This is a genomic window from Flavobacteriales bacterium, assembly GCA_016715895.1.
Taxonomy (GTDB): Bacteria; Bacteroidota; Bacteroidia; order Flavobacteriales_F; family PHOS-HE28; genus PHOS-HE28.
Genome location: JADJXH010000004.1, coordinates 1744552 through 1771512, shown reverse-complemented (window position 1 = coordinate 1771512; position 26961 = coordinate 1744552). Strand labels below are relative to the sequence as shown.

General features: G+C 65.5%; 20 protein-coding genes and 1 pseudogene. 11 read left to right on the top strand and 10 right to left on the bottom strand.

Annotation, left to right across the window (positions count from 1 at the left end; translation table 11 throughout):
* Positions 1-205 precede the first annotated feature (205 nt).
* Both IPM49_16275 and IPM49_16270 read left to right on the top strand, forming a co-directional pair.
* Positions 206-1318: a T9SS type A sorting domain-containing protein gene (locus IPM49_16275; GenBank protein ID MBK9276078.1), complete on the top strand. Its 1113-nt coding sequence runs from the start codon at positions 206-208 to the stop codon at positions 1316-1318.
* A gap of 139 nt (positions 1319-1457) precedes the next feature.
* Positions 1458-1841 (top strand): VOC family protein, encoded by a 384-nt coding sequence (locus tag IPM49_16270; protein MBK9276077.1) that lies wholly within the window; start codon positions 1458-1460, stop codon positions 1839-1841.
* A gap of 123 nt (positions 1842-1964) precedes the next feature.
* Here IPM49_16270 and IPM49_16265 read toward each other — a convergent pair whose 3' ends face one another.
* The 3 genes and pseudogenes from IPM49_16265 to xth all read right to left on the bottom strand — a co-directional run bounded on the left by IPM49_16265 (position 1965) and on the right by xth (position 4702).
* Positions 1965-2384: a DUF4260 domain-containing protein gene (locus IPM49_16265; protein ID MBK9276076.1), complete on the bottom strand. Its 420-nt coding sequence runs from the start codon at positions 2382-2384 to the stop codon at positions 1965-1967.
* A 202-nt stretch (positions 2385-2586) separates the two neighbouring features.
* Positions 2587-3809, bottom strand: a pseudogene (locus tag IPM49_16260) (IS256 family transposase).
* A gap of 131 nt (positions 3810-3940) precedes the next feature.
* Positions 3941-4702, bottom strand: a complete 762-nt coding sequence (gene xth / locus IPM49_16255; protein ID MBK9276075.1) for an exodeoxyribonuclease III — start codon at positions 4700-4702, stop codon at positions 3941-3943.
* Positions 4703-4787: 85 nt separating this feature from the next.
* Here xth and IPM49_16250 point away from each other — a divergent pair, with 85 nt between their 5' ends.
* The 4 genes from IPM49_16250 to IPM49_16235 all read left to right on the top strand — a co-directional run bounded on the left by IPM49_16250 (position 4788) and on the right by IPM49_16235 (position 9932).
* Positions 4788-5531 carry a DUF1295 domain-containing protein gene (locus tag IPM49_16250; GenBank protein ID MBK9276074.1) on the top strand — a complete coding sequence of 248 codons (744 nt, stop codon included), beginning with the start codon at positions 4788-4790 and terminating at the stop codon, positions 5529-5531.
* A 1-nt stretch (position 5532) separates the two neighbouring features.
* On the top strand, positions 5533-6531 hold the full coding sequence (locus IPM49_16245; protein MBK9276073.1) for an NAD-dependent epimerase/dehydratase family protein: 999 nt from the start codon (positions 5533-5535) through the stop codon (positions 6529-6531).
* A 144-nt stretch (positions 6532-6675) separates the two neighbouring features.
* Positions 6676-8337, top strand: a complete 1662-nt coding sequence (locus IPM49_16240) for a DUF1800 domain-containing protein (GenBank protein MBK9276072.1) — start codon at positions 6676-6678, stop codon at positions 8335-8337.
* An 11-nt stretch (positions 8338-8348) separates the two neighbouring features.
* On the top strand, positions 8349-9932 hold the full coding sequence (locus tag IPM49_16235; GenBank protein ID MBK9276071.1) for a DUF1501 domain-containing protein: 1584 nt from the start codon (positions 8349-8351) through the stop codon (positions 9930-9932).
* 6 nt (positions 9933-9938) lie between these two features.
* Here IPM49_16235 and IPM49_16230 read toward each other — a convergent pair whose 3' ends face one another.
* Complete coding sequence (locus tag IPM49_16230; protein MBK9276070.1) at positions 9939-11495, bottom strand: IgGFc-binding protein; 1557 nt, start codon at positions 11493-11495, stop codon at positions 9939-9941.
* A gap of 177 nt (positions 11496-11672) precedes the next feature.
* On the opposite strand from IPM49_16230, the gene IPM49_16225 reads away from it, so the two are divergent.
* Positions 11673-13382, top strand: a complete 1710-nt coding sequence (locus IPM49_16225; GenBank protein ID MBK9276069.1) for an NAD(P)/FAD-dependent oxidoreductase — start codon at positions 11673-11675, stop codon at positions 13380-13382.
* Positions 13383-13490: 108 nt separating this feature from the next.
* The gene (locus tag IPM49_16220; GenBank protein MBK9276068.1) at positions 13491-14885 is read left to right on the top strand and encodes a gliding motility-associated C-terminal domain-containing protein; all 1395 of its coding nucleotides are present in this window, start codon (positions 13491-13493) and stop codon (positions 14883-14885) included.
* 47 nt (positions 14886-14932) lie between these two features.
* Here the strand turns inward: IPM49_16220 and IPM49_16215 are convergent, their stop codons facing one another.
* Genes IPM49_16215 through IPM49_16205 form a run of 3 tightly spaced genes read right to left on the bottom strand, consistent with a single transcriptional unit; the run spans position 14933 to position 20509 of the window.
* Positions 14933-17263 carry a T9SS type A sorting domain-containing protein gene (locus tag IPM49_16215; GenBank protein MBK9276067.1) on the bottom strand — a complete coding sequence of 777 codons (2331 nt, stop codon included), beginning with the start codon at positions 17261-17263 and terminating at the stop codon, positions 14933-14935.
* Positions 17264-17315: 52 nt separating this feature from the next.
* Positions 17316-18140 carry a hypothetical protein gene (locus IPM49_16210; GenBank protein ID MBK9276066.1) on the bottom strand — a complete coding sequence of 275 codons (825 nt, stop codon included), beginning with the start codon at positions 18138-18140 and terminating at the stop codon, positions 17316-17318.
* A gap of 38 nt (positions 18141-18178) precedes the next feature.
* Entirely contained in the window at positions 18179-20509 is a 2331-nt protein-coding gene (locus IPM49_16205) for an AAA family ATPase (protein ID MBK9276065.1), read from the bottom strand.
* 223 nt (positions 20510-20732) lie between these two features.
* On the opposite strand from IPM49_16205, the gene ytxJ reads away from it, so the two are divergent.
* Positions 20733-21071 carry a bacillithiol system redox-active protein YtxJ gene (gene ytxJ, locus IPM49_16200; protein MBK9276064.1) on the top strand — a complete coding sequence of 113 codons (339 nt, stop codon included), beginning with the start codon at positions 20733-20735 and terminating at the stop codon, positions 21069-21071.
* A gap of 16 nt (positions 21072-21087) precedes the next feature.
* Here the strand turns inward: ytxJ and IPM49_16195 are convergent, their stop codons facing one another.
* Positions 21088-21780: an SOS response-associated peptidase gene (locus IPM49_16195; GenBank protein MBK9276063.1), complete on the bottom strand. Its 693-nt coding sequence runs from the start codon at positions 21778-21780 to the stop codon at positions 21088-21090.
* Positions 21781-21846: 66 nt separating this feature from the next.
* Between IPM49_16195 and IPM49_16190 the strand changes: the two genes are divergently transcribed.
* A complete protein-coding gene (locus IPM49_16190) occupies positions 21847-22215 on the top strand; it encodes a hypothetical protein (GenBank protein MBK9276062.1) in 369 nt (122 codons plus the stop codon).
* Positions 22216-22284: 69 nt separating this feature from the next.
* Here IPM49_16190 and IPM49_16185 read toward each other — a convergent pair whose 3' ends face one another.
* Both IPM49_16185 and IPM49_16180 read right to left on the bottom strand, forming a co-directional pair.
* Positions 22285-24123 carry a tetratricopeptide repeat protein gene (locus IPM49_16185; GenBank protein ID MBK9276061.1) on the bottom strand — a complete coding sequence of 613 codons (1839 nt, stop codon included), beginning with the start codon at positions 24121-24123 and terminating at the stop codon, positions 22285-22287.
* Positions 24124-24279: 156 nt separating this feature from the next.
* The gene (locus IPM49_16180) at positions 24280-26199 is read right to left on the bottom strand and encodes a tetratricopeptide repeat protein (GenBank protein ID MBK9276060.1); all 1920 of its coding nucleotides are present in this window, start codon (positions 26197-26199) and stop codon (positions 24280-24282) included.
* Positions 26200-26365: 166 nt separating this feature from the next.
* Here IPM49_16180 and IPM49_16175 point away from each other — a divergent pair, with 166 nt between their 5' ends.
* Complete coding sequence (locus IPM49_16175; protein ID MBK9276059.1) at positions 26366-26944, top strand: hypothetical protein; 579 nt, start codon at positions 26366-26368, stop codon at positions 26942-26944.
* The last annotated feature ends 17 nt before the right edge of the window (positions 26945-26961 follow it).

Genomic DNA, 26961 nt, shown 5'->3' with positions numbered 1-26961 from the left:
TCCCGACGGCGATGTCATCATTTCTGGCAGGATCCGATTTCCTGGTGACATGTATGATCGCTCTGGTGCGCGCCTCGACGCGACTGGTTCAAGGGACCTGGATTTTGCCGAGGTGACTTTCATGGGTGGTAAGCTTACCCCTTGGAACGGCAGACTCTATGCTGGGAATGGTAATGGATTGCGAAGGTTATGGTACGATGGAGTATTGGATACTGATTTCATTTCGCTGAATGCCGGGCCCTACTTCAGCACCGGCCAAGGCGGCGACTACCACGTGTACCCCGACGGCCGGGTGCTGATGACCGGGGTGCATGTGCTCAGCGACAGCATCCGCGGCTTCGAGGGCTTCCACAGCCTGGTGTGGTTCTCCAACACCGGATACCTGGACACCACGGCCACGCACCGCAAATGCGACAATACGATCGACCTGATCCATCCGTTGCCCGACGGTAAATTCCTGCTGAGCGGCTGGCTCAACACCTACGAGGGCCAGCCTGTCGGTCGCATTTTTCGTGTACATCCCGATGGAGCCTTGGACAGTTCTTTCCACACGAGCATCTACTGGGGCATGGCCACCGATCTGCTTGTGCAACCGGATAACAAGATCGTCGCGACAGGCCGATTTCTCATGAACGGCGACCCGGATACGCTGCATTTGATCCGGTTGTTCCCCGATGGCGCCTTGGACTCCACTTTCAACAACCACCTTCGTTCAAGCTATCATCAATACGGAGGCTTCTTCTCTTGGAGCGGGATCACATCCGTATCGCCCCTTGGTCACATCGTGTACGGCGCATTCACCAGCATTGACGAACAACCGCGTGGGGGCATCGCCTTGGTGGATACCTCCGGGGTTCTGTTGAATACAACCTTCACAGGGACAGGTTGCGGCGTGTACGAGGACATGGGCTTCCCATACAGCTCGGTGGAGTCCCTGATACCGGATCCGGTCGGCGGTGGTTATTACATCTGCGGTGCTTATACAGGCTACGACGACGGAACCACCAACGATCCCCAACAGCGCTTCGTGAGCCGGTTGTACGGGTTGGACGTGGGGGTGCGGGAGGTGGAGAAACCTCTGGCGGTGCAGGTGGTGCCCAACCCCAGCCACGGTCCGGTGCGGGTGGAGCTGCCGGAGGCGATCGGTCCGGCCACCTTGCAGGTGGTGGATGCGCAGGGACGGGTTGTGCGGGTGCAACGTGTTGCCGGTGGCCCCGCCGTGCTGAACCTCACCGGCCAGGCCGCCGGGGTCTATGCCGTGCGGGTGCGCAATGAGGCCGGCCGCAGCGGGCACGCGCGGGTGCTGCTGCTGCATTGAACTCCGTGGTTCGCGCAGGCGGATGCGCGGTCCGTCACCAGCTCCGGCGGATCCCTTCACGGTCCGTCACGCCGCTGGGCCGATCGGTGTTCGCCGCGCCTAGCTTGAGCGCATTCACCTGACGAAAAAAACAACACTGATGGACAACAGCAGCAACGCCCTCAACTGGTTCGAGATCGCGGTGACCGATATCGACCGCGCGCAGCGGTTCTACGAGGCCGTTTTCGGCATCCGCATGGAGCCGATGGAGTTCCCGGGGCTGCAGATGCGCACCTTTCCCGGCGATGGCATGAACGGCAAGGTGGGCGGCGCCCTGGCCAAGAGCGACAGCCACAAGCCCAGCGCCGAGGGGGCTATCATTTACCTGAACGCCAACCCCGATCTGGCCGGTCCGCTGGGCCGTGTGGAGGCCGCCGGTGGCAAGGTGCTCATGCCCAAGACGCACATCAGCGACGACATCGGCCACATGGCCTTCTTCCTGGACACCGAGGGGAACGCCGTGGCGATGCACTCGCAGGGGTGAATGCAGGGCCAGGGACAGGAGGAAGGGGCAGGAAGTCCAATGAGTCGGGAGTCCGCTGAGTCATGAGTCCGCAGAGTCGGGAGTCGTTGTCGTGATGCGTCAACGACTTACAGCGCAGCCGACTCAGCGGACTTCCGACTCAGCCGACTCAGCGGACTTGCTTTTACCGATCCACCCTAGGTGCGTGTGGTGGAAGTTGTCGCCGAACTTGAGGCCGTAGCCGAAGATGCGGTCGAGGGAGGCGTGGCCATAGAGGACAACCGCGGCGATCATTATCAAGAAGGCCGGTTCAACCGGCTGAAATATGCTTCCTTCCGGGACGATAATCCCGCCCAGTAAGAAGAGGGCCAAAGCCACCGCCTTATGGTGCAGCAGGTTATAGGTAGCCGCGCCAGTGCGCGGGCTGATCATGTAACCGAGCATGCCGATGTCCGGGCCGAGCAGCAACAGCAGATACACCCACCACGCCACATCCGAAGCGATCAACAGACCCAGGCACAGCAGGAACTGCGCGAGCTCTTCGAGGCGGAGAAGGTTCTTCATGATCATCAGGTGTCCGTTGATGGATGTGTTGTGATCGGATGGAAGCCCGGTGTGGTGAGTGGTGAGCGTTGAGTGGCGAGTGGCGAGTGACGAGGGGTCTGTTAGATAAAGTGTGTCATCATCGTTATTGCTGATGATGTTGATGTTGTTGGGTTTTGAACGAGGGGGTCCGGGGGAGACTCAGAACCTGTTGATCGGTGTTGATCGCCTGTGGATCGAAGCGTGGGCCGAAGAGCAGGCGTAGCTCGGCGGCTATCTCCCTCCAAGCGAAGATGGGCTTGGCGGCCATTTTCTCCACGATGCGCTGCTGGGCCAGATAGAGCAGCTTGAGCAGGGCCATGTCGTTGTCGAAGACGCGCTTGGTCTTGGTGTACTTGCGCAGCTGAGCGTGGAAGCCCTCGATGGGATTGGTGGTGTAGATGAGCCGCCGGATGCGCTCGCTGTAGCGGTACTGGCTGGCCAGCAGCGGCCAGTTGGTGTGCCAGGAGCTCACCGCCTGCGGGTAGCGTTCCCCCATTTGTCGCTGAAGACCTCCAGGGCATGCAGCGCTTGCTGCTCACCAGGGGCCCGGTAGATGGCCCGCATGTCCTTGACCACCTCCTTGTAGTGCTTGTAGCTGATGTACTTCAGGGTATTGCGCACCTGGTGCACGATGCAGAGCTGGATATCGCTCTGTGGGTACACCAAGGAGATCGCGTCGGAGAAGCCGCTCAGGTTGTCGATGCATGCGATCAGCATGTCCTCCACGCCGCGTTGGCGCAGGTCGCCCAGCACGCCCAGCCAGAACTTGGCCCCTTCGCTCTGCCCCACGTACAGGCCCAGCAGGTCCTTGTGGCCATCGGGGCCAACGCCCAAGGCGGTGTATACGGCCTTGTTCACCACGCGCCCTTCCTGCTTCACCTTGAAGTGGATGGCATCGAGCCACACGATCGCGTAGCGCGCCTCCAAGGGCCGCTGCCGCCAGGTCTGTACATCGGCGATCACCTGGTCGGTCACCGCGCTGATCGTGGCCTCGCTCACCTCGATGCCGTACAGGTCCCGCACATGGTCGCTTATGTCGCGCTGGCTCATCCCAAGCCCGTAGAGCTTGATGATCTTCATGTCCAGCTCGGCGTTCAGCACGCGCTCGCGCTTGGGCAGCAGCACCGGGTCGAAGGTTCCCTCACGGTCGCGCGGCGTGGCGATCTCCACCTCTCCGTGGGCGGTCTTCACCCGCTTGCGCCCATGTCCGTTGCGCCGGTTACCTCCAGGCGGCTCCTCGGCCAGGTGAGCGCTCAGCTCGCCCCGTAGCGAGGCCTCCATCAGTCGCTTCACCAGCGGGGTCAGCACCCCATCGCTGCCGCTCAAGGGCTTGCCCAGTAGCAATTGCTTCATGGCCTCCTTCTCGAAGGCTTCGTAATCGAACTTGTCCGTCTTGTCCTCCATGGGTCAGGTGTTGAAGTTCGCAATCCGGCCTGACACACTTTACTGAACAGTCTCGTGACGAGTGGTATCCTACCCACCACTCGCCACTCGCCACTCGCTACTTGCGCACTCGTATGCACGTCAACCATGGTCTACCACACGATCCCCACCGGGCAATGGTCGCTGCCCATCACCTCGTTGAGGATGAAGGCCTCCTTGACCTTCTTCTCGAAACCCTTCGTCACCAGCACATAGTCGATGCGCCAGCCCACGTTCTTGGCGCGCGCGCCGAAGCGCTGGCTCCACCAGCTGTACTTCACCACGTCCGGGTGCAGATGCCGGAACGTGTCCACCCATCCTGAGGCGAGCAAGGCGTTCATGCCATCGATCTCCTGCTGCGTGTAGCCGCTGGTCTTGTTGTAGTTCTCCTTGGGCCGCGCGATGTCGATGGGCTGGTGCGCCACGTTGAGGTCGCCCGTGATGATGACGGGCAGCTTCCCTTTCGCCAGCTTGGTCACGTACGTGCGGAAGGCGGCATCCCACTCGCCGCGGTAGCCGAGCCGCTTCATGCCCTCACCGCTGTTGGGCGTGTACACGCACACCACCACCACGTCGGTGAAGGTGCAGGTGACCACGCGGCCTTCATCGTCGTGGCCCTTCATGCCGATGCCGAAGTCGACACCGACGGGCTTCTGCCTGCTGGCGATGGCCGTGCCGCTGTACCCGGGCTTCAGTGCGCCATAGGCGTTCACGTGGTAACCGTCCACCCCGGCAAGGGCCTGGGCCACCTGCTCGGGCGTGGCCTTGGTCTCCTGGAAGCAGAGGATATCGGCGTCCAGCGTTCGCAGCGTGTCGTGGAGGCCCTTGCCCACGCTGGCGCGGATGCCGTTCACGTTGAAGGAGATGAGCTTCATGCGTCGTCCGCCGCAGCATGGGTGCGTAGGCGGGATGCAAAGGTGCGGCCACCGCCGCCAACGTCCTGTTGCGTAACATCGCCGCATGGATGCGTTCACATGGGCGGTGGTGGGCTGGATCGCCGTGGCGGTGGTGACCCTGCCGGTGCTGTTGAAGGTGCGGGCCCCCTACGGCCGCCACACCACGGCGGGCTGGGGCCCCACCCTGCCCAACCACTGGGGCTGGTTCTGGATGGAACTGCCCGCGCTGCTCGTGTTCCCGCTGATGGTGGTGTTGGGCCCGCGCGAGCCAAGCCCGCTCACCTGGCTGCTCGTGGGGATGTGGACCCTGCACTACATCAACCGCACGCTGATCTTCCCCTTCCGCCTGCGCACCAGCGGCAAGCGCATGCCGGTGCTGATCGTGCTGAGCGCGGTGCTCTTCAACGCGGTGAACGGCGGCCTCAACGGCTGGTGGCTCGGCCACATCGCCCCGCCGGACCGGCCCTTCCCGGATGCCCTGGCCGTGGTGGGCGTGCTGCTCTTCGCGCTGGGCATGGGCATCAACCGCTGGGCGGACGCACGGCTGATCGCGCTGCGCGCCGAGGGGCCCGGCTACCGCATTCCGCGCGGCGGCCTCTTCGACCGCATCAGCTGCCCCAACCACTTCGGCGAGATCGTGGAGTGGGCCGGCTTCGCCCTGGCCGCCTGGTCGCTGCCCGCGCTCAGCTTCGCGGTGTGGACCTTCGCCAACCTGGCCCCGCGCGCCCACAACCACCACACCTGGTACCGCGAGCGCTTCGCCGACTACCCACGCGACCGCAAGGCGGTGATCCCCTTCCTCTGGTAACATGCGCATCGCGATCACCGGCGCCAACGGCCATGTGGGCGCGGCCCTCTGCCCCCTGCTGCTGGAACAGGGCCACAGCCTGCGCCTGCTGGTGCACCGCCGCTCCGACGGCATCGCCGACCTCGACGCGGAACGCGTGTCCGGCGACCTGCTGGATGCCGGGGCGGTGGACCGCTTCGTGGCCGGCTGTGATGCCGTGATGCACCTGGCCGCACGCATCAGCATCGACAGCAACAACGACCCGCTGGTCCCGCGGGTGAACGTGGACGGCACGCGCCACATCGTGCAGGCCTGCCTCCGCCACGGCGTGAAGCGGCTGGTGCATGTGAGCAGCATCCACAGCTACGACAGCCATCCGCTGGACGCGCCGCTGGATGAAACGCGGGGCGCCACCCGCGCCACCGCCCCGGCCTACGACCGCAGCAAGGCGGCGGCCGATGGCGTGGTGCTGGAGGCCGTATCGGCCCACGGGCTGAGCGCGGTGATCCTCGCCCCCACCTCGGTGTTCGGTCCCCTGGACCACGGCCCCTCCCTGATGGGCCGCGCCATCGCCGACCTGCACAACGGCAAGGTGCCCCTGCTGCCGCCCGGCGGCTACGACTTCGTGGATGTGCGCGATGTGGCGCAGGCCATCGCCGAAGCCCTTCACCGCGGGGCGGCGGGATCGAAATACCTGCTGAGCGGCAGCTACCGGACCGTGCGCGAGCTCTCCGCCGCCGTGGGCCGCGTGGCCGGTCGCCGCACGGTGCAGCGCGTGGCCCCGATCGGCCTGCTGCGCTCCCTGGTCCCCTTCTTCCAGCTCCAGGCCCGCCTCACCGGCCGTACGCCGTTGATGACGCACGAAGCGCTCACCGCCCTGCTGGAAGGGCATCCGGACATCCGGAGCGCGAAGGCCCGGGCCGAGCTCGGCTTCCGTCCGCGCCCCTTCGAGGAGACCCTGGCCGACGCCCTGGACTGGCAGCAACGGGCCGGCATGCTGATCGGGTCGGGGCAGCGTTAAGCCCGTGTGAACGGTCCGTTATCGGTCCACCGCCTGTTGAAGAAAAGACCTCCCCGGGGTCTGGACCGGCCCAGCGCAACCCGCTACCTTGGTTGAACCTTCTCCCGGACGCTCCGTCGAACCTCCGCTTCCGAACCGCAGCCCATGGCCATCCAACCCTACACCGGCCCCTTCGGCAGGCCGGAACTGCTGCACCTTCTCCGCCGCACGCTATTCGGCGTATCGCCGGCGGATCTGGTCCACTTCCAAGGCATGTCGGTGAACCAGGTGGTGAACGCGCTGCTCACCTTCAGTACCAGCGTGCCCCCACCGATCAAGGCGTACACCGCGCCCAACGGCAACAACCAGCCCGACCCCACCCTGGTGGACCCGGACGTGCCCTTCGGGAGCACGTGGGTGAACACGCCCAGCGATCCACAGGCGCCGATCGACCCACGCCCCGCGCGCATCCAGAGCCTGGCCGCCTGGCAGATGGGCCTGTTCGTGGGGCAGGAGCGGAACCTGCGCGAGAAGATGACCCTCTTCTGGAGCAACCACATGCCCACGCAGGCGGGCGCTGTCTTCATGCCCGAGGCGCTGTACAGCCTGAACCAGCTGCTGCGCGACGCGTGCCTGGGCAACTTCCGCCAGTTGATGTACGACGTGACGCTGGAGCCGGCGATGCTCATCTACCTCAACGGCTACCTGAACATCGCCACCGCGCCGGATGAGAACTACGCCCGCGAGCTGATGGAACTGTTCACCCTCGGCCAGGGCAGCGGCTACACCGAGAGCGACGTGCAGGCGGCGGCGCAGGTGCTCACCGGATGGACCGTGCAGACCACCAGTGGCGGGCAGCCCATCGTGCCGCAGACCATCTTCCTGCCCTTCCTGCACGCCATCACCGACAAGCAGTTCAGCCCTTTCTTCAACAACACGGTGATCCAGGGCCAGACCGGCATCAACGGCGGCGCCAACGAGCTGAACGCCCTGCTGGACATGATCTTCGCCAAGGAGGAGGTGAGCCTCTTCATCTGCCGCGAGATCTACCGCTGGTTCGTGCACGGCGAGATCAGCGCCGCTGCGGAGACCGATGTGATCCAGCCGCTGGCCGAGCTCTTCCGCAACAACGCCGGTGCGCCCGACCAGATGCGCATCGTGATGCAGGCCCTGCTCACCAGCGACCACTTCTTCACCGCCGACCTGCGCGGCTGCATGATCAAGAGCCCGGCCGACCTCATCGTGGGCACCCTGCGCATGTTCAACGTGCCCATGCCCGATGCCACGCAGTTCGAGGCGCAGTACCGCGTGTGGATGGACGTGTACTACCTCATCGCCTACTGCGGCCAGGAGATCGGCAACCCGCCCAACGTCGCCGGCTGGCCCGCCTACTACCAGTTCCCCCAGTACGATGACATCTGGGTGGACACGGCCACCTTCCCGGCGCGCAACTTCAGCCTGCAGGGCATCGTATACACCGGCTTCTCCACGCCCGCCAACCTCTACCAGCCGCAGAGCCAGAACCTGGAGCTGAAGGTGGACCTGGTGGCCTTCTGCGAACAGCTGAGCAACCCGGGCGACCCCAACCAGCTCCTCATCGACATGGTGGAACTGTACTACGGCGCCCCCATCAGCCAGGCCGTGCGCGACCAGCTGAAGACGAGCATCCTGCTGCTCGGTCAGTCGCAGGACTACTACTGGACCTTCGCCTACGCCACCTACGTGGCCGATCCGAACACACAGGACATGACGGCGCAATTGGTGCCCACCATCCTGCTCTGGCTCACCGTCGACATGCTGGGCGCCGCCGAGACCCACATCCACTGAACCCACCGACCATGCAACGCAGGAACTTCCTCCGCTCGATGTCCATGGCCACCGTGGGCGGCTTCACCGTGCGCGGCTTCTCCAACCCCATGCTGGCACCGTTGCTCAATGGCGTGGGCGAGGACCGCGTGCTCGTCGTCGTGCAGCTCTACGGCGGCAACGACGGCCTGAACACCGTGATCCCCATCGACCAGTACCAGCTGCTGAGCCAGTTCCGCAGCAACGTGCTGGTGCCCGAGACCAGCGTGCTGCCCCTCAGCGGCACCAACGGCGCCACCGGTCTGCACCCGCGCATGACGGGGATGATGGACCTGTGGGACGACGGCAAGCTGGCCATCATCCAGAGCGTGGGCTATCCGGACCCCAACTTCAGCCACTTCCGCAGCACGGACATCTGGGAGACCGGATCGGATGCGAACCAGCTGCTGGACAGCGGATGGGCCGGGCGTTTCCTGCACTTCGAGTACCCCAACTACCCGGTGGGCTTCCCCAACACGGACATGCCCGACCCGCTCGCCATCCGCGTGGGCGGCCCTGTGGGACCGGGCCTGCAGCACCTCGGCGTCAGCATGGGCGCGGCCATCTACAACACCAACGACCCGCTCAACCTCACCAACAACATCTACACCGACCCGGTGACCGCCGACTGCAAGGGCGGCAAGCTGGACTTCGTGCGCACCGTGCAGCGGCAGACCGACCTCTACGGCGATGTGATCAACGCCGCCGCGCAGGTGGGCTGCAACCAGAGCACGATGTACCCCACCGGCACCCAGCCCGGTGCGCAACTGGCCCAGGCCCTCAAGGTGGTGGCGCAGCTCATCTGCGGCGGGCTGAAGACCAAGATCTACTGGGTGAGCGACCAGGGCTTCGACACGCACGCGCAACAGACGCTCACCAACGACACCACCGCCGGCGTGCACGCCGACCTGCTCCAGGGCGTCAGCAACGCCATCCGCGCCTTCCAGGACGACCTGCAGCTGCTGGGCCTCGAGGACCGGGTTCTGGGGATGACCTTCAGCGAGTTCGGGCGCCGCGTGATGAGCAACGCCTCCGGTGGCACCGACCACGGCGCGGCCGCGCCCATGTTCCTCTTCGGCACACAGGTGATGCCGGGCCTGCTGGGCAACAACCCCACCATCAGCCCCAACACCAACTTCACCACCAACCTGCCCATGCAGTACGACTTCCGCAGCGTGTACGCCAGCGTGCTGCGCGACTGGTTCTGCATGGCCCAGACCGACGTGGACACCGTGCTGCTGAACACCTACCAGCCCCTGGCCGTGGTGGACCCCGACGGCTGCCTCGGCATCGGCATCCACGAGGCCAACCAGGGCAGCGGCACCAGCCTGCTGGAGGCCTGGCCCAACCCGTTCACCGACCGCACCAGCCTGCGCTTCACCAGCGACGGCGGACGCGTCGCCATCCATGTGTTCGACGAGCAGGGCCGCGTGGTGCGCCTGGTGCGCAACCAGGACATGCCCGCGGGCACCCATACGGTGGACGTGGACCTGGAGGACCTGCCGGCCGGTGTGTATCACTGCCGCCTGCAGAACGGCCGTCGCCAGCAGGTGAAGGACCTGCTGAAGGTGCGCTGAACGCGCCTAGTGGACCAGCACGCGCACCGGGGCTGTCGCGCTACCAGGAGCGAGCAGCGTGTAGCTCCCTGCCCCATCCGGCACCCGCAGCACCTCTCCGGGGCCGAAGCGCCGCACCACGCGCCCTGCGGCATCGTGCAACACGAGCGCGGCCATCGGCGGCAGTCCCGCGAGCGTCCTGTCGAGAACGGTTCCGGAAGCCAGCACCCACGCCCCGGGCGCTGCGCCGGACCCGGACGCCGGTAACATGGACGTGGTGAGGTCGGCGGTGCCGTAGCCCAACGGGAAGGCGTACGAGTTGTAGTCGCCCATGCCATAGGCCCACGCCTGGAAGCCCTGGGCGCTCTCCACGCGATGCAGCCCGGCGCTCACCGGGAACTGTCCCCAGAACACGCCGCTCACCCCGGCCATGGGTTGCAGCTGCGCACTGATGTCCACCGCATCCAGCAGCACCACCGGCGGGCCGGCCTCGCCCTGGGCCACGATGTTGACGTAATGGTACGGCGTGCCCGCGCCGGTGAGCGCCGTCCAGATCACCCGCTGGTCCGTGCGGTCGAAGGGATGCACCCACAGGTAGCACGGATCGCCCATCGCGGGGTTGCAGCTCTGGCTGTCGTTGAACTGCCCCACCGCCACGGGTGCGGAGCTCTGCACCGTGAGCGGCACCGCAGCGAAGAAGGAAGCCACCTCGCCGCTGTCCACCACCACCGGCGCCTGGCCGGTGAGCTCCACGGTGGTGCCATCCACCGAGGCCAGCACCCGCAGTTCATCGCCACCGCGCCCCAGGAAGGGCACGATGCGGAAGATGCGTCCCCAGCCGCTCAGCGGCTCCACCTGCTGGAAGAGGTGGTCGTCCGCGGACAGCGCGCAGTTCACCCGCGCCTGCTTCGCACCGGCGAACACCGCGATGGGCTTCAGGGCATCCGAACTGCGGACACGCGACCCGCTGAGGTCGCCGAACGCCTGCTGCTGGAACACCTGCCCCGCGTTGAGCAGCACGGTGTACGGCACACCCGGCGGCCTGAAGCCCACCGTGAGCACCGAGGGCACCACCTCCACCACGGTGCTGTCCATCGTGGCCAGCACCGCGAAGGACGACGGCTGCGTGGCTACCGCGTCTTCATGGGCAAGCACCAGGTATTCCGCTCCGAGACGTTCCGCCGGCAGGGCCATGCACGCCTCGCTGAAGTACAACCGGTGGTGGTAGGCGTAGACGCTCACCGGATCATCCGCCACCACGCGCAGGCCGAAGTTGAAGATCGCCTCATCCCCCTGGGGGTAGTAGATGTTGGTGGGCAGGGTGATCACCGTGTCGTCCTGTGCCTGCACCGTGAAGGGGATCGCAAAGCCCGTGTACGGCACCTGCACCTCGCCCTGCGTGCTCACGTCGCTGGAGATCACGAGCTCGAAGTACGGCGGCGTGTTGAACTGCAGGTCCAGGTTCTCCATGAAGGTGACCCAAAGCGCGGTGCCGGAACTCGAGGGTTGGGCCTGCGCCGCGCCCTGCGGGGCCAGGGCGCTGACGGCCATCACGGCGATCGGAACAAGGCCGCTGTGCTTCATGCTCCAAAGGACGGTGATCCGGGCCTGTGCGCTGCCTCACGCGCATCGCGGGGGGGCGGCGGACCGGTCCGGAGCTCCTTCGCCGAACAGAACGCCGGGGCACCGCGTTTATCCCCGTACTTCGCGCGCTCGAACGGATCGGTGCGACACCGATCTGTTCCGTGCGGTTGATCTGTGATGCGCGCCTCCACCTTCAGGTCCCGGTATGATGTCGTGGTGATCGGCGCCGGCATCGGCGGGCTCACCTCGGCCGCGCTGCTCTCCCGCGCAGGGCTCAGCGTGTGCGTGTTGGAGATGGATGCGCGCCCCGGCGGCTACCTGGCCGGTTTCCGGCGCAAGGACCACCGCTTCGACAGCGCCATCCACTGGCTCAACCAGCTCGGTCCGAACGGCCTGGTGACCCGGATGTTCGACCTCATCGGCCCCGACCATCCGAAGGCGGCCCCCCAGAAGCGCATCAAGCGCTACAAGGGCGACAGCTTCGACCATTTGCTCACCGACCGGCCCGATGATCTCAAGGAGCAGTGGATCCGCGAGTTCCCGCACGAACGGGCCGGCATCGAGCGCTTCTTCCGCGATGCGCGACGGATCGGTCTCGCCTTCGCGGGCCTCGGCACCTTCATGCGCACGGAGGAATCCAAAGGTCCGCTGGGACGGATCACGCACCTCTTCGCCAAGCTGCGCTTCGCCCGCGCCTTCATCCCGCACCTGCGCTTCAGCGGTCGCGAAGGCGTGCGCAAGGGGCTGTCCCGCTACTTCCGGGATGAGCGTCTGCAACGGGTCTTCGCCTCGGAGATGGACCTGCTGAGCTGTCTGGTGCCCATCGGCTGGGCCTACGTCGGCGATTACCAACTACCCCCGGTGGGTGGCAGCCAGGTCTTCCCCGAATGGCTGGTGCATGTGATCACGAGCCTCGGCAACGAGGTGCACTACACCTACCGCGTGGACCAGGTGCTGCTGGAGAACGGCCGCGCCTGCGGGGTGCGCTTCACGCAACGGGGCACCACCCGCACGGTGATGGCCGATCAGGTGGTGGGCGCATGCGATGTGGAGGCCTTGTATGAGCGCATGCTGCCTGCGGGCGCCGTGCCGGACAAGCTCAAGCGCAAGCTCCGCGATGCGGAGCTCTACCCGAGCTCGGTCACGGTGGCGCTCGCCCTGGACCGGCCCACCGGGAGCTTCGGCTTCGGCGAGGAGATGATCTACCTCAGCAAGGATGATGTGCCGCGCGAACGCCAGTGCACGGGCGGGCCGGATGAAGTGGGCATCAGCATCCTCGCCCCTTCCCTGCGCGACCCGAGCCTGGCCCCGGACGGCATGGGCACGCTCACGATCTACATCCCGGCCGAGTTCGCCGACCATGCGCAGTGGCGCACCGGCACCGACGCCGCCGAGCGCGGCGAGGCGTACGAGCGATTGAAGAAGGAGTACGCCGACATCCTCATCCGGCGGGTGGAGGAACGGCTGGCCCCCGGGCTCTCCAAGCACATCGTGTACTGCGACGTGGCCACACCGATCACGCACTGGCGGTATACCGGCAACCGCAACGGCAGCATGATGGGCGCACGGCCGGGCAAGGCGAACTTCAAGGCGGGGATCGCGCACTACCGCACCCCGGTGAAGGGCCTCTACCTCGGCGGCCACTGGGCCGAGCTCGGAGGGGGTGTGCCCATCGCCGTGCGCGCCGGCGCCAACGCCGCCTTGCTGGTCCTGCAGGACCGCCGGCACCACGCCGCAACGCCGCTGGCCGCCTACATGGATGGCCGCATCACCCTGGCGGATGTGGAGTCCTCGGGACGCTTCACCCCCTACACCCCGACATGGAAGCGCAACCCCACCCCGGCGGAACGGAAACGGTCGGCGACCGTCCTCCCGACCGCGCCGTGATCGACCGTTCCGGGACCACCGGAACGGGTCATCCCACCGACCATCACCGGCCGAACCACCGGTCTTCATCCGTGCAGCAGCCGCAGCGCTCCCTGCGTCCCACGGATGATGCGTCGCCCGCTCCTCCTCCCCTGGATGCTGTTCGGCACCATGCCTCTGGGCGCACAGGACCATGTGGCCAACGGCGACATGGAGCTTTACATCCTCTGCCCGGACTACGTGAGCCAGATCGAGCGCTGCATGGGTTGGAACCGGCCCACCGCCGGTACGAGCGACTACTTCAACGCGTGCCTCGGCGTGCCCTTCAGCATGAGCGTGCCCGACAACCAGATGGGCGATGAACCGGCCCGTTCGGGGGATGGCTACACCGGCCTCTACGCCTTCGGCGGCTTCGACATCAATGCCCAGCAGCCGAACAGCTACCGCGAGTACATCACCCACGCCCTCAACCCACCCCTGGTGCCCGGCACCACCTATGCGGTGTCCTTCTTCGTCAGCCTCGCCGATGTGTCCAAGTACGCGGTGAACGACCTCGGTGCGCTCTTCAGCATGGCGCCGCCCACCCGGCCGGACGACCACCCCATCGCGCGCGCTCCGCAAGTGTCCTGGGGCCCTGCGGGGTGGCTTGATGACAAGAGCGGATGGACCCGCATCGCCGGCTGCTTCACGGCCGACAGCGCCTACACCACGCTCACGATCGGCAACTTCCAGGGTGCGGGCCTCGCCTTCCTGCAGCTACCCACGAACTACCCGCTCACGGACTGGAGCTACTACTACGTGGACGATGTGAGCGTGCGGTCGGTGGAGGCGCCCCAGCTGGGACCGGACACCAGCGCCTGCGGGCCTGTGCTGCTGCAGGTGATCGGCCCGGACCCCGGTGGCAACTACCTGTGGAGCACCGGGCACACCGGACCCGAGCTGCTCGTGAGCACCTCCGGCACCTACGCCGTGACCCTGCTGCACCCGCAATGCCCGCTCTCCGACAGCATCACGGTCACCATCGGTGAGCACGTCCCCATCGCCTTGCCTGCGGACACGCTGGTGGACCTCTGCGTCCATCCCACCGTCACGTTCGACATCGGTCCGCTGCCAGCCGGCGCCACGGCCCTGTGGAGCAATGGCACGCAGGGCCCGCGCTGCATGGTCACCGCATCCGGCGAGCTGTCCGTTGTGGTGGAAGGCCCCGGCTTCTGCCCCTCGTCAGCTGCAGTACAGGTGGTGGACGCCTGTGCCTGGCCGCTCCACGTGCCCAACGCCGTGACCCCGAACGGCGACGGCATGAACGACACCTGGCGGCCCGTGTGGCAGGCGGAGCGCATCACGCACTGGCAGGTGCAGGTGTTCGACCGGTGGGGCCGCGCGGTGTTCAGCACGAACGACCCCACCCTGGCCTGGGACCCGACGGAGGTGCCGATCGGCTGCTACGCCTACCGGGTGGAGGCCGCCGAGGCGGGATCGCCGGCGGTGCGCTTCGTGCAGGGACAGGTGACGGTGGTGAGGTGAGGGCTCACCCCCACCGATGGTCATGAGCACAGCAAGGTGGCCCGGCCCTACTGGACTAGCACCCGCTGGGTCCGGCCATCCTCCAGCCGCACGACGTACGTGCCATGCTGCACGTGGGACAGATCGATCCGGACCGGCGCGGCCGACCGCGGCCACGTCAGCACAGCACGCCCAAGCGCATCCAGCAGTTCACCCCGCTGCGGCCGACCATTGAAGAGCACATGCAGCTCATCCGAGGCGGGGACGGGCCAGACCTGCAGCTGCTCCCGATCCGGCGCGGGAAGACCGGTGCTGCAACTGACGACGAGGGTATCGGTCGCGGAGGCCGTGCAGCCATTGCCGTCGGAGTAGGTATAGGTGACCGTGTGGGTCCCCTGCCCCCATTCGGCGACCTCGAACACCGTGTAGGTGCTGTCCCCGCCGTTGATGGTATGGATGCCTCCCAGCGGTACACCGGCATCGAGGACCAGCGGCACGTTGCACTCCGTGAGCGTGTCCACACCCAGGTCGAAGGTCACGACAGGCAGAGGCCACACCTCCACCAACACCGTGTCCGTGGAGGGGCATTCACCCTGGCCGACCGCAGCGGCCACCACCGGCCAGATGCCAGGCCCCTGTGATCCGGACAGCCAGCCAGTGACGTAGGCCCCGCCATCATAGGTGCTGGAGTCCACCCCCTGGAGGAAGTAGGCCACGCCGAAGGCGGGTACCGCCACCTGAACAGGCTGTGGCGGGGCATCCACGCAGAAGGCACCGACCGCACCGATGGCCACCAGGGTGCACGGCAGGACGTTCACCGTCATGGAGACGTCGGATGGGCACGGATGGCCGGTGACATCGGTGAAGGTGTACACCACATCCGTGAAGATGGGACGCAACGCACAATCAGTGTCCAAGCGCCCGTCCGCATCCGTCGGTGCGTTCCACGCGCCCCCTGACGGGCTGCCCAGGAAGCGCAGCTCCGCCCCCGGACATTCGAGATCGGGGTCCAGGCACACCATGGTGGGCCCATTGATCACCAGGATGGTGTCGAACGCACTGGCGATGCAGCCTTGTGCATCGATGGCCCCGTAGCCCAGATGGTAGCTACCTGCTCCCTGGCCGTAGGATGCCGGCGAGAACACGTTTGACCCGGTGATATCCATGAACGCTCCGGTCCACAGGCCGCCGGAAGGGATACCGTCAGGCAAGGGATATCCGCCGTTGAAGCCCCATGCACAGAGCGTATCCAACTCGGGGACCGTAGCCACCGATCCGCCCATGAGAGGCAAGGCATTCGCATACCAGGACATGGTGTCGTTGTGCGTGATGATCACGTCCTGCCTCCCATCCCCGTTCAGATCACCGAAGAACAACCTGCCATCGCCGGCCGGCCGCAGGTTCGTGACCACTGGTGGCGTGAAGCCGCCCAACACATCGTCATAGTGCGACCAATAGGGCGGCTCTCCGTAGGCCCAATGGCACCACAGGATGCTGGCACCCGGCCCGCAGCCCAGCTGCGCGGCCCAGCCTGCACCCTCGTTCGGCGCGAGCGGATCCACCACCAGTTCCGGCCCATGGCTCCAGAGCCCGCTATCGGCCACCAGGTTCTCCATCCAACGGACCCGCCACGAGGCATCGATCAGATCGAGGTCCGTGTCGCCATCCGCATCGATCAGGTCCATCCCATAGAAGTATCCACTGGGCGCGAGTCCCGATAGCTGGACAGAGGTCCACGGTCCACCGTTGCCAGGGTTGATCCCCACATGGAACACACCCTGCCCCTTGGCCACATGGTCCACGTCCCCATCCTGATCCACATCCCCCACCCCGACCAGCACCAGCTGGAAGTTCCCGGCACCGTGCTGGACAGAGTCCGCCATCGTGAACATCCCCCCGTTGTTGATGTACCAACGCACGTGATCCCCGCCGCTCAACACCACCTCGGGCAGTGGCGAGCCCACCATGTCCGCACAGCGCAGCGTGTTGATGCCGGTGGGGATCCCTGTGCCGACCAGGGGCTGAACCGGAGTGAAGTTCCCCGCTCCATCGTTGGCCATCCACAGCACCTGGGGCCCGTTGGACACATGCACCACCACGTCCAGGTCCTGGTCCCCATCCACGTCGGCCAGGTCCATAGGCATCGCCGCGGAGAAGTGGACCAGCGCCAAGGTGTCCAGCGGACCGAAGTTCCCCTGGCCATCCAGGCTCATCAGTTTGTACACACCCTGCCCGCCCCCACAGAATATCAGGTCGTTGTCTCCATCGTTGTCCAGGTCGGCCGCTTTCAAGCAGCGGTAGGTCTCTCCGGTGACCACATCCACCCGAGGGCCGAATTGGGCGGAACCCTGACCCAGCAGGAACGCGGCAAGGACGAAGTGTACTGGACGTGCGAACATGATCCGGCGTTTGTGGACCGAACTTACGGGATCCCGCCCGCACTGCCGCGGCCTACCCGCCCATGTGCGCATCGAAGCCCGGGCGGATGAACTTCATCGCGTCGGGGAACTCGGCATCGAGCCCCTTGCGGATCCGGCGCAGCAGCTCCTGCATGGGCAGGGCGTCGTCGGCCTCCTCGGGCAGCAGGTCCACGAGGGTGTCCCACGCCGCGATCGACCGGTCCACCGCATCCACGCACACCTTGGCCGTGCCGTTCCAGTCGCACTGCACCTCGTCCTCCTCGTCGTCATCCAGCCTGCCGTGCAGGGCCCGCTGCAGCTTGACGTGGATCATGGTGTGGAACCACAGCACCTCCTGCACGGCCTCGCTCAGCACCAGCATCTCGGGGGTGTGCAGTTCCGCAGGGATGTCCACCCCCATGCGATGGTGCAGCTGCACACCGCGCGCTTTCAACGACGCCTCGCGCGCCTCGATCCACGCACGCACCAGGTCGAGGTAGGTGGAGCCCATGACGCTGAGGGGGTGCGCGTCCACCTTGCGGTCCAGGGCCTCCTGTTCGCGTTTCCATTCGGCCATCTCGGCCTCCTCGCGCGCCTGTTCCATCGGGTCCACCGGCTCGTTCGCCCGCTCCTCCCTGGCGGCGTCCAGCGCGGCCATGTCCTCCTCGCTCAGGCCCATGAGCTTCATCAAGCGCTTGCGCAGGTCCTCGGGTGTTTCATCGGCCACGGCGTCCTCGGCCTCGCCCACATCGTCGACGTCCACCGCGCCCACGCGGCATTGCCGCACGAAGCGGCAGCGCTCGCAGCGCCGGTCGCAGTAGTTGTGGATGAAGGGGATGTAGCCCTGCGCGTCGGGGGTGTGCATGGAGCGGGACATGGCGGGAAAATACGATCCCGCCGCACAACGGCCTCACCTCACGCCTCCCGCTTCACCCAGGCCTGCACCATGCGCAGCTGGCCGTAGCCGAAGCGCCCGTCGAAGTGGCCCGCGGCCTCGTTCAGCCCCTTGGAGGGGTTCTCCCGCATCCAGTCGGCGATGAGGTCGCGCTCCGCCTCGGGCATCAGGCCGTCCAGCTCCACCACCCCCTCCGCGATACCCCGTGCCAGGTGGCCCTCGATGGTGCTCCGCGCCATCTGGCGTTTCTGCGCGATCTGCTCCACGGAGAGGCCCTCCTTCACCAGGGCATAAGTGGTGGCGTAGGTGGCACCCTTCGCCGGGCGCGCTGCAGGCTCGCCGGCATCAACGGCTTCCGATGGATCGGCGGCCGTGCGCAGCTTGCGCCGCTTGCCGGTCCTCCCCTTCGGCCGGTGCTCCTCGGCCCAGGCGCGCGCCTCGCCCACCAGGGCGGCGCGTTTCGCGGCCAGCCCCTGCTCGATGTCCTTCGGCCGCTGGATCTCCTCGCCGTTCAGGATGCAGCGCGTGATCATCGCCACCTTGGCGATGGTGGCGATGCGCTTCATCAGCATGCCGTCGATCTCCTTCAGCGCGTTGGTGTACTCCTTGGTGCGGCTCAGCAGCTCGGCCTGCGCGATGTGGCGCACCAAGGCCTTCATCCGCTCCTGCAGCAGGTCGCCGTAGTAGGCGCCGCCCTTCTCGATGCGCTCCAGGAGCTCGGCCCGCTTGTCCTCGAAGAGCAGGCGCATCAACTGCCCCCGGAACTTGCGCGTGTTCTCCTCCTCGTTCCGCAGGATGTCGCGCAGCATCTGCAGCGCGGTCTTCATGTCGTCGCTCTCGAACTGCGCGGTCTCCGGATGGTCCTTCTCCGTCCACTCCACCTTGCGCAGCAGGTCGCCCAGGTCGAAGGTGCCCGCGAGCAGCTGCTGCAGGTACGCGCGCTGCTGGGCCTGCAACTGCTGCGGCAGCGGTTCCTGCTGCTCGCCGCGCTGCGTGAAGGCCACCACGTCCTTGTCGGTGCTCACCACGGACGGGTCGATGCGCGTGCGCAGGATGAGCCCGTCGAGGGAGCGCAGGCGCGAGAGCGCCACGTACACCTGCCCCGGCGCGAAGGCCTGCCCCACGTCGATGATGGCCTTGCTGAAGGTGAGGCCCTGGCTCTTGTGCACCGTGATGGCCCACGCCAGCTTGATGGGGTACTGCTCGAAGGTGCCCAGCACCTCCTCCTCCTGCTCCTTGGTCGCCGCGTTCACCACGTAGCGCTTGTTCTCCCAGGTCTCGCGCTTGAGCCTGTAGGTCGTGGAACGGGATACCGGATCAGCCTGCGCTGGATCGGCACCGGCAGGCAGGATGCCTGTCGGACCTTCATCGTACATGCGCACCGTGATGCCCTCATCGCTGAGCGCCTCCACGCGGGCCAGCCTGCCGTTGAAGTACATCTTCTCCGGATCGTTCTTCACGAACATCACCTGCGCGCCCACCTTGAGCTCGATCCGCTCCAGCACGGGGAACATGCTCTGCGGAAAGTCGCCGTCGATCACGGCCTCGAAGGCATGCGCCTTGCCCGGCAGCTTCGCCAGCGCCTGCTGGTTGAGCTCGTCGGCCTTGTGGTTGTGCGTGGTGAGCGTGATCACGCCCTCGCTTTCCGCGGCGGGGATGGTGGACCGATGGTGTGCGTTCAGCTCGTCCACATCCCCGGCCTGCACCTTGTTGTCGCGCAGGTTGTTCAGGATGCGGATGAAGCGGTCGTCCTGCTGCCGGAAGATGCGGTCCAGTTCGATGTGCGCATAACCGTGCTGCTTCAGCACCAGGCTTTCGAAGAAGTGCATGCTGGCGTAATACCGCTGCATCACGCGCCACTCCTCGTCCTTCACCACGGGCGGCAGCTGGTACAGGTCGCCGATGAGCAGCACCTGCGCGCCGCCGAAGCTCTCGCGGCGGTTCTGACGCACGGCCCGCATGCGGAAGTCGATGGCATCCAGCACATCGGCCCGCAGCATGCTCACCTCGTCGATGATCAGCAGGTCCACCTCGCGCAGCACGTTGCGGCGCAGGGCATTGAGCGGATGGCGGCGCGTGAGGGTGTCCTGGTCGTGGAAGGCGCCCTCCGGGATGTCGAGCGGCCGCTGCTTCTCCGGCAGGAAGGCGCCGAAGGGCAGCAGGAACTGGCTGTGGATGGTGACACCCTTCGCGTTCAAGGCGGCGATGCCCGTGGGCGCCAGGATCACATGGCGCTTGTGGGTGCCGGCGGCCAGCCGATGCAGGAAGGTGGTCTTGCCGGTGCCCGCCTTGCCGGTGAGGAAGACGTGGCGGTTGGTGCTGTTGATGAAGCGGGCGGCCAGCGCGGCCATCTCGGTCTCCACGTGCGCTTCATCGGGCACCGTGGTACGCGGGTTCACTTCGCGAAGGTCGGAGGTGCGGTCATCAGGGGCGAACGACATTCTTCATGGCTGTGCGGTACGGCTCCGGGTGTCACTGACGGGAACACCGTCACCCGGCCGCCGGCAAAATAGCGATCCCGCACGGTGACCGACCACACCGCACCCGGGGCCGCCGCCCCCCGAACTTTGCGGCATGCCCTGGCAGCCGCTCACCACCACGGACGAACTGGACCACATCGATGCCGCTTCCGCCCGGCGGCCTGTCCTCGTCTTCAAGCACAGCACCCGCTGCTCCATCAGCAGCACCGCCCTTCACCGCCTGCAGCGGGCCTGGCAGGCAGCGGATGGTCCTGTTCATCTTCTCGATCTGCTGCGCCACCGTGCCCTTTCGGATGCGATCGCGGTGCGCTATGGCGTGCGGCACGAGTCGCCGCAGGTGCTCGTGATCCGCGATGGACGCTGCGTGTACGGGGCCTCGCACCTGGCGATCACGATTGCCGATGTGAGGCGTCAGCTGACGGGCCCATGGTGAGCCGGGCCGCGGCCGCTCAGAACAAGGTGCCCTGTGCAGGACCCGCCCCCAGGCGCTCCGCCTCCATCTCCTCCTCGGGGTAGGGCTCGCACAGGCGCTTCACCTCATCCGGTGCCAGGTCGGGCGATAGCCAGGCGTCCCACTGCGCCTCGGGCACGATCACCGGCATGCGCTGCTTGCTGTTGTGGATGAAGGCCAGCAGCGGGTTGGCGCGGGTGGTGAGCACGGTGTAGGTGTCCACGCCGTCGTGCTCCTCCCACAGCCCAGCCAGGCAGAACACATCACCGCCCTTCAGCCCGATCCTGTAGGGCACCTTCACCTTGCCCTCGTGCCGCCATTCGAAGAACCCCGTGACGGGCACCAGGCAGCGCTGCCCGCTCTCCACCGCATGCTTGTAGCTCCGCTTGGCGTCCACCTCCTCGCTGATGGCGTTGAACGTGGGCGTCCGCTTCAGGAACTCCTGGGCCTCCTCTTCGGAACGGATGTAGCGCGGAAGCAGCCCCCAGCGTTGCACGCTGATCCGGTCCGGGGCCTTGCTGGCGACCACCGGCCACAGCGGTCGCGCGAACGCACTGGTCCGGTCCAAGGGCAGCAGGAGCTGGTCACCTGCGTCAGGCCGTTCCCCACGCTTGAACTCATCGATCATCCGCCGGTTCAGCCGTTGCTCCAGCGCCTTCAGGTCGCGGTCCAGGGTGGTGGAATAACACACTGCACAAAGGAACGGCCCGTGACCCGCATCAGCTTCCTGCGCACCCCGATGCTCGATCTTCACACCATGCGCACCGTCCTGCTCATCGACCAAGGCTTCCTGGCGGTGAACGCCATCGTCGGCGGCCTGCTGCTGATGCTCGCACCCGATGGCTCGCTCCTGAAGCTGCCGCGAGACTTCATGCACACCACCCTCTTCGCCGACTTCTTCTGGCCGGGGGCGATCCTATTCGCTGGGCTTGGGCTCGGGCATCTGCTCGGGTTCCTGCTTACCCTGCGCCGATCCCCGATCGCCGCCGGCGTTGCGCTCGTGCTGGGCGCCGGCACGCTGACCTGGATCGGGGTGCAGGTGCTGCTGACCGAGCTTTTCTGGCTGCAGGGGCTGATCGCAGCGCTGGGGTCGGTGGAGCTTCTGGCCGGCCGCCGCCTTCACTGAATCGAAGGGCGTGCGCCTCAACGAAAGCCCATCGCGGATCTAGCCGCCCTTGCGCTCCGCTCCACGAGGTCATGCCTCCGCTCGTTCCGAGCTTCGTTGAACGAAGTACATCTCCATCTCGCCCTTCCCCTTCGCCTGCACCTTGCCGCGCGGGGTGAAGTCGAACAGGCGTCCAGCCTGTTCACGGACCAACGCGTACGTCGCCTCACTGATGTTCACTTGTCCCGGCTCTCCGGACGATTCCATTCGCGAGGCGGTGTTCACCGTATCGCCCCATATGTCGTAGCTGAACTTCTTCACCCCGACGATGCCGGCTACCACCGGACCGGTATGTACCCCGATGCGGATCTCGAAGTAGGGATGGCCTCGCTCCAGATTGTGCTGCTTTCCCGCTGCGATGAAGTCGCGCATTTCCAGTGCGGCCCTGATCACATCGGTGGCGTGCGTGGTGTTCGGCGTCGGCAATCCACCGGCGGCCATGTACGCATCGCCGATGGTCTTGATCTTCTCCAGGCCGTGATCCTCACAGATCCGATCGAAGGCACTGAAGCACTCGTGCAGGTCCTTCACCAACTCCTTGGGACTGAGCTTCTCGCTCATGGCGGTGAAGCCCTTGAAGTCCGTGAAGAGCACGGTGACCTCATCAATGAGCTTTGCCTCGGCCTCACCCCTCGCCTTCAGTTCCTCAGCCACTTCCTCCGGCAGGATGTTGAGCAATAGTTCGTCGCTCCGCTCTCGTGCCCTGCTGATGCGGTTGCGCTGCACAAGGAAAACCCCAGCGAACAAGGCGACCAATGCGAAGCCCCCCATGAAGCCGTTGCGCACCACCTTCTGGCGGCGCAGTTCCTCAGCAGCGATGGAGTCCTTCCTCTCCTGTTCGGCCTTGGTGGCGGCCTCCTTCTTATCGAACTCATACTGCATGGTCAGCTGCGTGATCCTCTTCGTGTTCTCCTCATTGAACAGGCTGTCGCGCAGCTGCTGCGTTCGTTCGTGATACAACAGGGCGTTCCCTGCGTCGCCGACCGCCTTGTATGCCTCGTAGAGACAATCGCAATTGTGCGCACGGTCGTGGATGGAACCGAGTTCCACGGCGACCTCGAGACCCTTGTGGCAATCGATCACCGCCTGGCGTGCCTCGCCCTGTGCCAGCCTGATCCTGCCGATCTGGTTGTACGACTTGGTGATCCCCATTCTGTCCCCGATCCGACCCTGCAGGTCCAATGCGCGCTGCTGAAAGTCCAAAGCCTGTTCCAGGTCACCCTGCTCATAATACACGTTACCGATGTTCACCAAGCACATCGAGATGCCCCTCTGGTCCCCGGACCGCTCGTAGATCCCGAGGCATCGTTCATGATACTCCAGCGCGTGGCGGTAGTCCTGCATCTTGAAGTACACATTGCCCGTGCTGCTCAACACGCCGGCAAGAAGGCGGGGGTCATCCAGCTCTTCCACGATGGCAAGGCTGTGGAGGTTGTCGGCCAAGGCCTTGTCCATGTCCCCCATATCGCGGTGGATCACGGCCATGTTCGTGAGGGTGGTGGCAATGCCGCGCTGATCGCCCTGTGCCTCTTTCAGCGCGAGCGATCGTTGGTAGTGGTCCAACGCCCTGGGCAGATCGCCTTGCTTCCTGTAGATGATACCCATGTTGCCAAGCACGTCAGCGACCCGTTCCTGATCGCCCTTCGCCGTGGCCATGGCGATGATCTGTTCGTTGAGTTCCAGCGCCTGGGCATGATCGTTCGCAATAGCAGCGGCGATCGCCCGGAGATTCAAAGCGCTGATCTGGCCATCGAGGAGCTTCCGATCCTCGGAGAAGGCCATCAGTTCATCCACCAGAACGAGTGCTGTGTCGCGGTCCTTGAAGAGATGACCATCAAAGATGTATCTCTCGAATGCACGCGCACGCACGGAGTCGGTAAGTGCCCCATTATGCCAGATCCGCAGCAAGGAATCCAGCTTGGGCTGAGCCGTGGCGGATCCCAGGAGAAGGACCGCTGCCGTGATCAGTGAACTCACTCGCTCCATGTGTCTCGATCGTTGCAGGTGAATGCCATGTTCAGGGGACTATCCCGTGCGCTCAACGAAATACATCTCCAATTCCCCCTTACCCTTTGCCTGCACTTTTCCGCGAGGGGTGAAGACGAATGCGGGTGAATGGTGAATGGGAGTTGGTGAAAGGGTGGAAATGCCATTCGCCATGGACCAGTCGCCATTCACCAAAAGCCAGTACGTGGCCTCGCTGATGTTCACCTTACCCACCTCGCCGGACGATTCCATGCGGCTCGCCGTGTTCACCGTATCGCCCCAGATGTCGTACTGGAACTTCTTCACGCCCACGATGCCCGCCACCACCGGACCGGTGTGGATGCCGATGCGGATCTCGAAATACGGCAAGGCCGTTGCGATCTTGCGCGCCTTGCCTTCGGCGATGAAGTCGCGCATCTCGAAAGCGGCCTGGATCACGTCCGTGGCATGGGTGGTATTCGGCGTGGGCAGGCCACCCGCGGCCATATAGGCATCGCCGATCGTCTTGATCTTCTCCAGGCCATGCTTCTCGCAGATGTTGTCGAAGGCGCTGAAGCACTCGTGCAGGTCGTGCACCAGTTGCTTCGGGGTCACCTTTTCGCTCATGGCGGTGAAGCCTTTAAAGTCCGTGAAGAGCACGGTGACCTGGTCGATGTGCACGGCCTCGGCCTCGCCCTTGGCCTTGAGCTCCTCGGCCACTTCCTCTGGCAGGATGTTCAACAGCAGTTCATCGCTCCGTTCGCGGGCCTTGCCGATGCGATTTCGCTGCACAAGGAAGATCCCGGCGAAGAGGGCCACCAGGGCGAAGCCGCCCATGAATCCGTTGCGCACCGCTTTCTGTCGACGGACCTCCTGCGCCTTCACCGTCAGCTCGGCCTCATGCGCGAGGCTGTCGGCGAGCTGTTCGCGGCCGTACTCATAGCGCATCGTCTGTTGGACCACCTGTTTGGTGTTCCGCTCGTTCTCGATGGAATCCCGTTCCTGCACATAGCGCCGATGGTCCCAGTATGCCTCCGGGTAGCGCCCGAGCCGCGCGAGCACTTCGCTGCGAACCCGGAAATTATGGTGCAGGTTCTGGTGGAATCCGTTCTCCTCGGCGATGCGGATGCCGGTGTTGGCATGCTCCAGACCCTCCTGCAACCGGCCCTGCTTCACCAGCAACTCCGCCATGTCACTGTGCACGAGGTATTGTCCGAGGCGGTGATCGATGGACCGGCGCAGGGCCAGCGAGCGCTCGTAATAGAACAGGGCCGAATCCAGCTCCCCGCGATCCTCGAGCACGTTGCCGATGTTGTTCAGCATCCAGCCCATGGCACCTTCGCGATCCACCATGTCCGGTCGTCCCATCACCTCCAGCGAACGCCGGAAATACCAGAGCATCGAGTCGGGGTCCGTTTCACCGAGCGCCGCGCCGATGTTGCCGTACTCCAAGGCCAGGCGATAAGTGTTGTTGGACCGCTCGGCAATGGCCAGCGCGCGATGGAAGTATCGGTACGCCTCCTCCCGGTTTCCCTGCATAAGAAGCAACGACCCCATCTTCTCCAGCGCCATGCATTGTTTTTGGGGAATGCCCAGGCGATCGGCGATCTTCAGGTTCTGCAGTGCCAGCCGCAGCTCCTCCTGCACATCGCCCAGGTGGGAATAGGCGATGCCCAGGGTCTGCAACTGGATCATGCGGTGGATGTCGGCCAGTGAATCGGACATCGCACCCGCTTGCTGAAGGCTGTCCAGCAGGTGCATCACCTGCCCACCGATGCGGACCGTCCGCTGGGGATCGCTGGTGATCACGTCCCCGCTCAGTTTGATGCCAGCCCAAACCCGGGCCTTGTAGTTGGTGTCGTGCTCGAAGACCTGCAGGAGCGAGTCGTGCCGACGCTCGGACTGCGCGGCCAGGATACCCGTGATCAGGAGCATAGCGCCCGCGAGCATGTGTCGGACCGCCCCCTTCGCGCCTTGCATCCGACCAAGTTAGACCACCGGCGGGATCCGCTTTTGAACGCATGGGCATGCTCAACAGGGGACCCTTCCGCGCGCTGTGGATGATGGTGGTGCACGACCGGATGCTCGCGCGGACAGGGACCTGCCCGCCCGATCATCCAACACCGGGTCGGGTTAGCTTCGTGCCGTGCGTCCTTGTTCCGTCATCGTGGGCATGCTGCTCGCTCCGTCGATCGCGCTCGCGCAAACTCCGCCTTGGGAGAACCCGCTCATGATGTCGTGGTCGAATGACGGCGTCACCTTCGGACCGCCGGCCATGTTCCAGGACAGCAGCGGCGTGCCGTCGGCGGTGCGCTGGCGCGGCGACACCCTCGCCTGCGTGTTCCAATGGTTCCGCCAGCCCGACCCCTCGCCCACCTGGGACCCCGTGGCCGTGAAGTTCTCCTATGACAATGGCGCTTCGTGGAGCGGTCCTGAACCGATCGACGTGAACGGCCTCCCACCCGGCTATCAGCGCCCCTTCGACCCCACATTGACCGTGCTCGACGGCGACAGCCTGCGCATCTACTTCTCCAGCAGCGACGGCATGCCGGGGATGGGGCTCGACTCCACCGTGAACACCTATTCCGCGATCGGTACCGATGGCATCCACTACACCTTCGAGCCCGGTGCACGCGTGGATGTGAGCGACAACCGCGTGATCGATCCCGCCGTGATCCACTTCGGACCAGGCTGGCATTACGCCGCGCCCGCAGGTGCACCGTAGGATGGCGCCTACCACTA

Excerpts from the sequence above, each read along its gene's own strand:
- IPM49_16180 (MBK9276060.1), bottom strand. The coding sequence starts at position 26,199 with ATGCAAGGCGCGAAGGGGGCGGTCCGACACATGCTCGCGGGCGCTATG.
- IPM49_16235 (MBK9276071.1), top strand. The coding sequence starts at position 8,349 with ATGCAACGCAGGAACTTCCTCCGCTCGATGTCCATGGCCACCGTGGGC.
- IPM49_16210 (MBK9276066.1), bottom strand. The coding sequence starts at position 18,140 with ATGTCCCGCTCCATGCACACCCCCGACGCGCAGGGCTACATCCCCTTC.
- xth (MBK9276075.1), bottom strand. The coding sequence starts at position 4,702 with ATGAAGCTCATCTCCTTCAACGTGAACGGCATCCGCGCCAGCGTGGGC.
- IPM49_16220 (MBK9276068.1), top strand. The coding sequence starts at position 13,491 with ATGCGTCGCCCGCTCCTCCTCCCCTGGATGCTGTTCGGCACCATGCCT.
- IPM49_16245 (MBK9276073.1), top strand. The coding sequence starts at position 5,533 with ATGCGCATCGCGATCACCGGCGCCAACGGCCATGTGGGCGCGGCCCTC.
- IPM49_16270 (MBK9276077.1), top strand. The coding sequence starts at position 1,458 with ATGGACAACAGCAGCAACGCCCTCAACTGGTTCGAGATCGCGGTGACC.
- IPM49_16250 (MBK9276074.1), top strand. The coding sequence starts at position 4,788 with ATGGATGCGTTCACATGGGCGGTGGTGGGCTGGATCGCCGTGGCGGTG.
- IPM49_16190 (MBK9276062.1), top strand. The coding sequence starts at position 21,847 with ATGCGCACCGTCCTGCTCATCGACCAAGGCTTCCTGGCGGTGAACGCC.
- IPM49_16205 (MBK9276065.1), bottom strand. The coding sequence starts at position 20,509 with ATGGCCGCGCTGGCCGCCCGCTTCATCAACAGCACCAACCGCCACGTC.
- ytxJ (MBK9276064.1), top strand. The coding sequence starts at position 20,733 with ATGCCCTGGCAGCCGCTCACCACCACGGACGAACTGGACCACATCGAT.
- IPM49_16265 (MBK9276076.1), bottom strand. The coding sequence starts at position 2,384 with ATGAAGAACCTTCTCCGCCTCGAAGAGCTCGCGCAGTTCCTGCTGTGC.
- IPM49_16240 (MBK9276072.1), top strand. The coding sequence starts at position 6,676 with ATGGCCATCCAACCCTACACCGGCCCCTTCGGCAGGCCGGAACTGCTG.
- IPM49_16215 (MBK9276067.1), bottom strand. The coding sequence starts at position 17,263 with ATGTTCGCACGTCCAGTACACTTCGTCCTTGCCGCGTTCCTGCTGGGT.
- IPM49_16225 (MBK9276069.1), top strand. The coding sequence starts at position 11,673 with ATGCGCGCCTCCACCTTCAGGTCCCGGTATGATGTCGTGGTGATCGGC.
- IPM49_16230 (MBK9276070.1), bottom strand. The coding sequence starts at position 11,495 with ATGAAGCACAGCGGCCTTGTTCCGATCGCCGTGATGGCCGTCAGCGCC.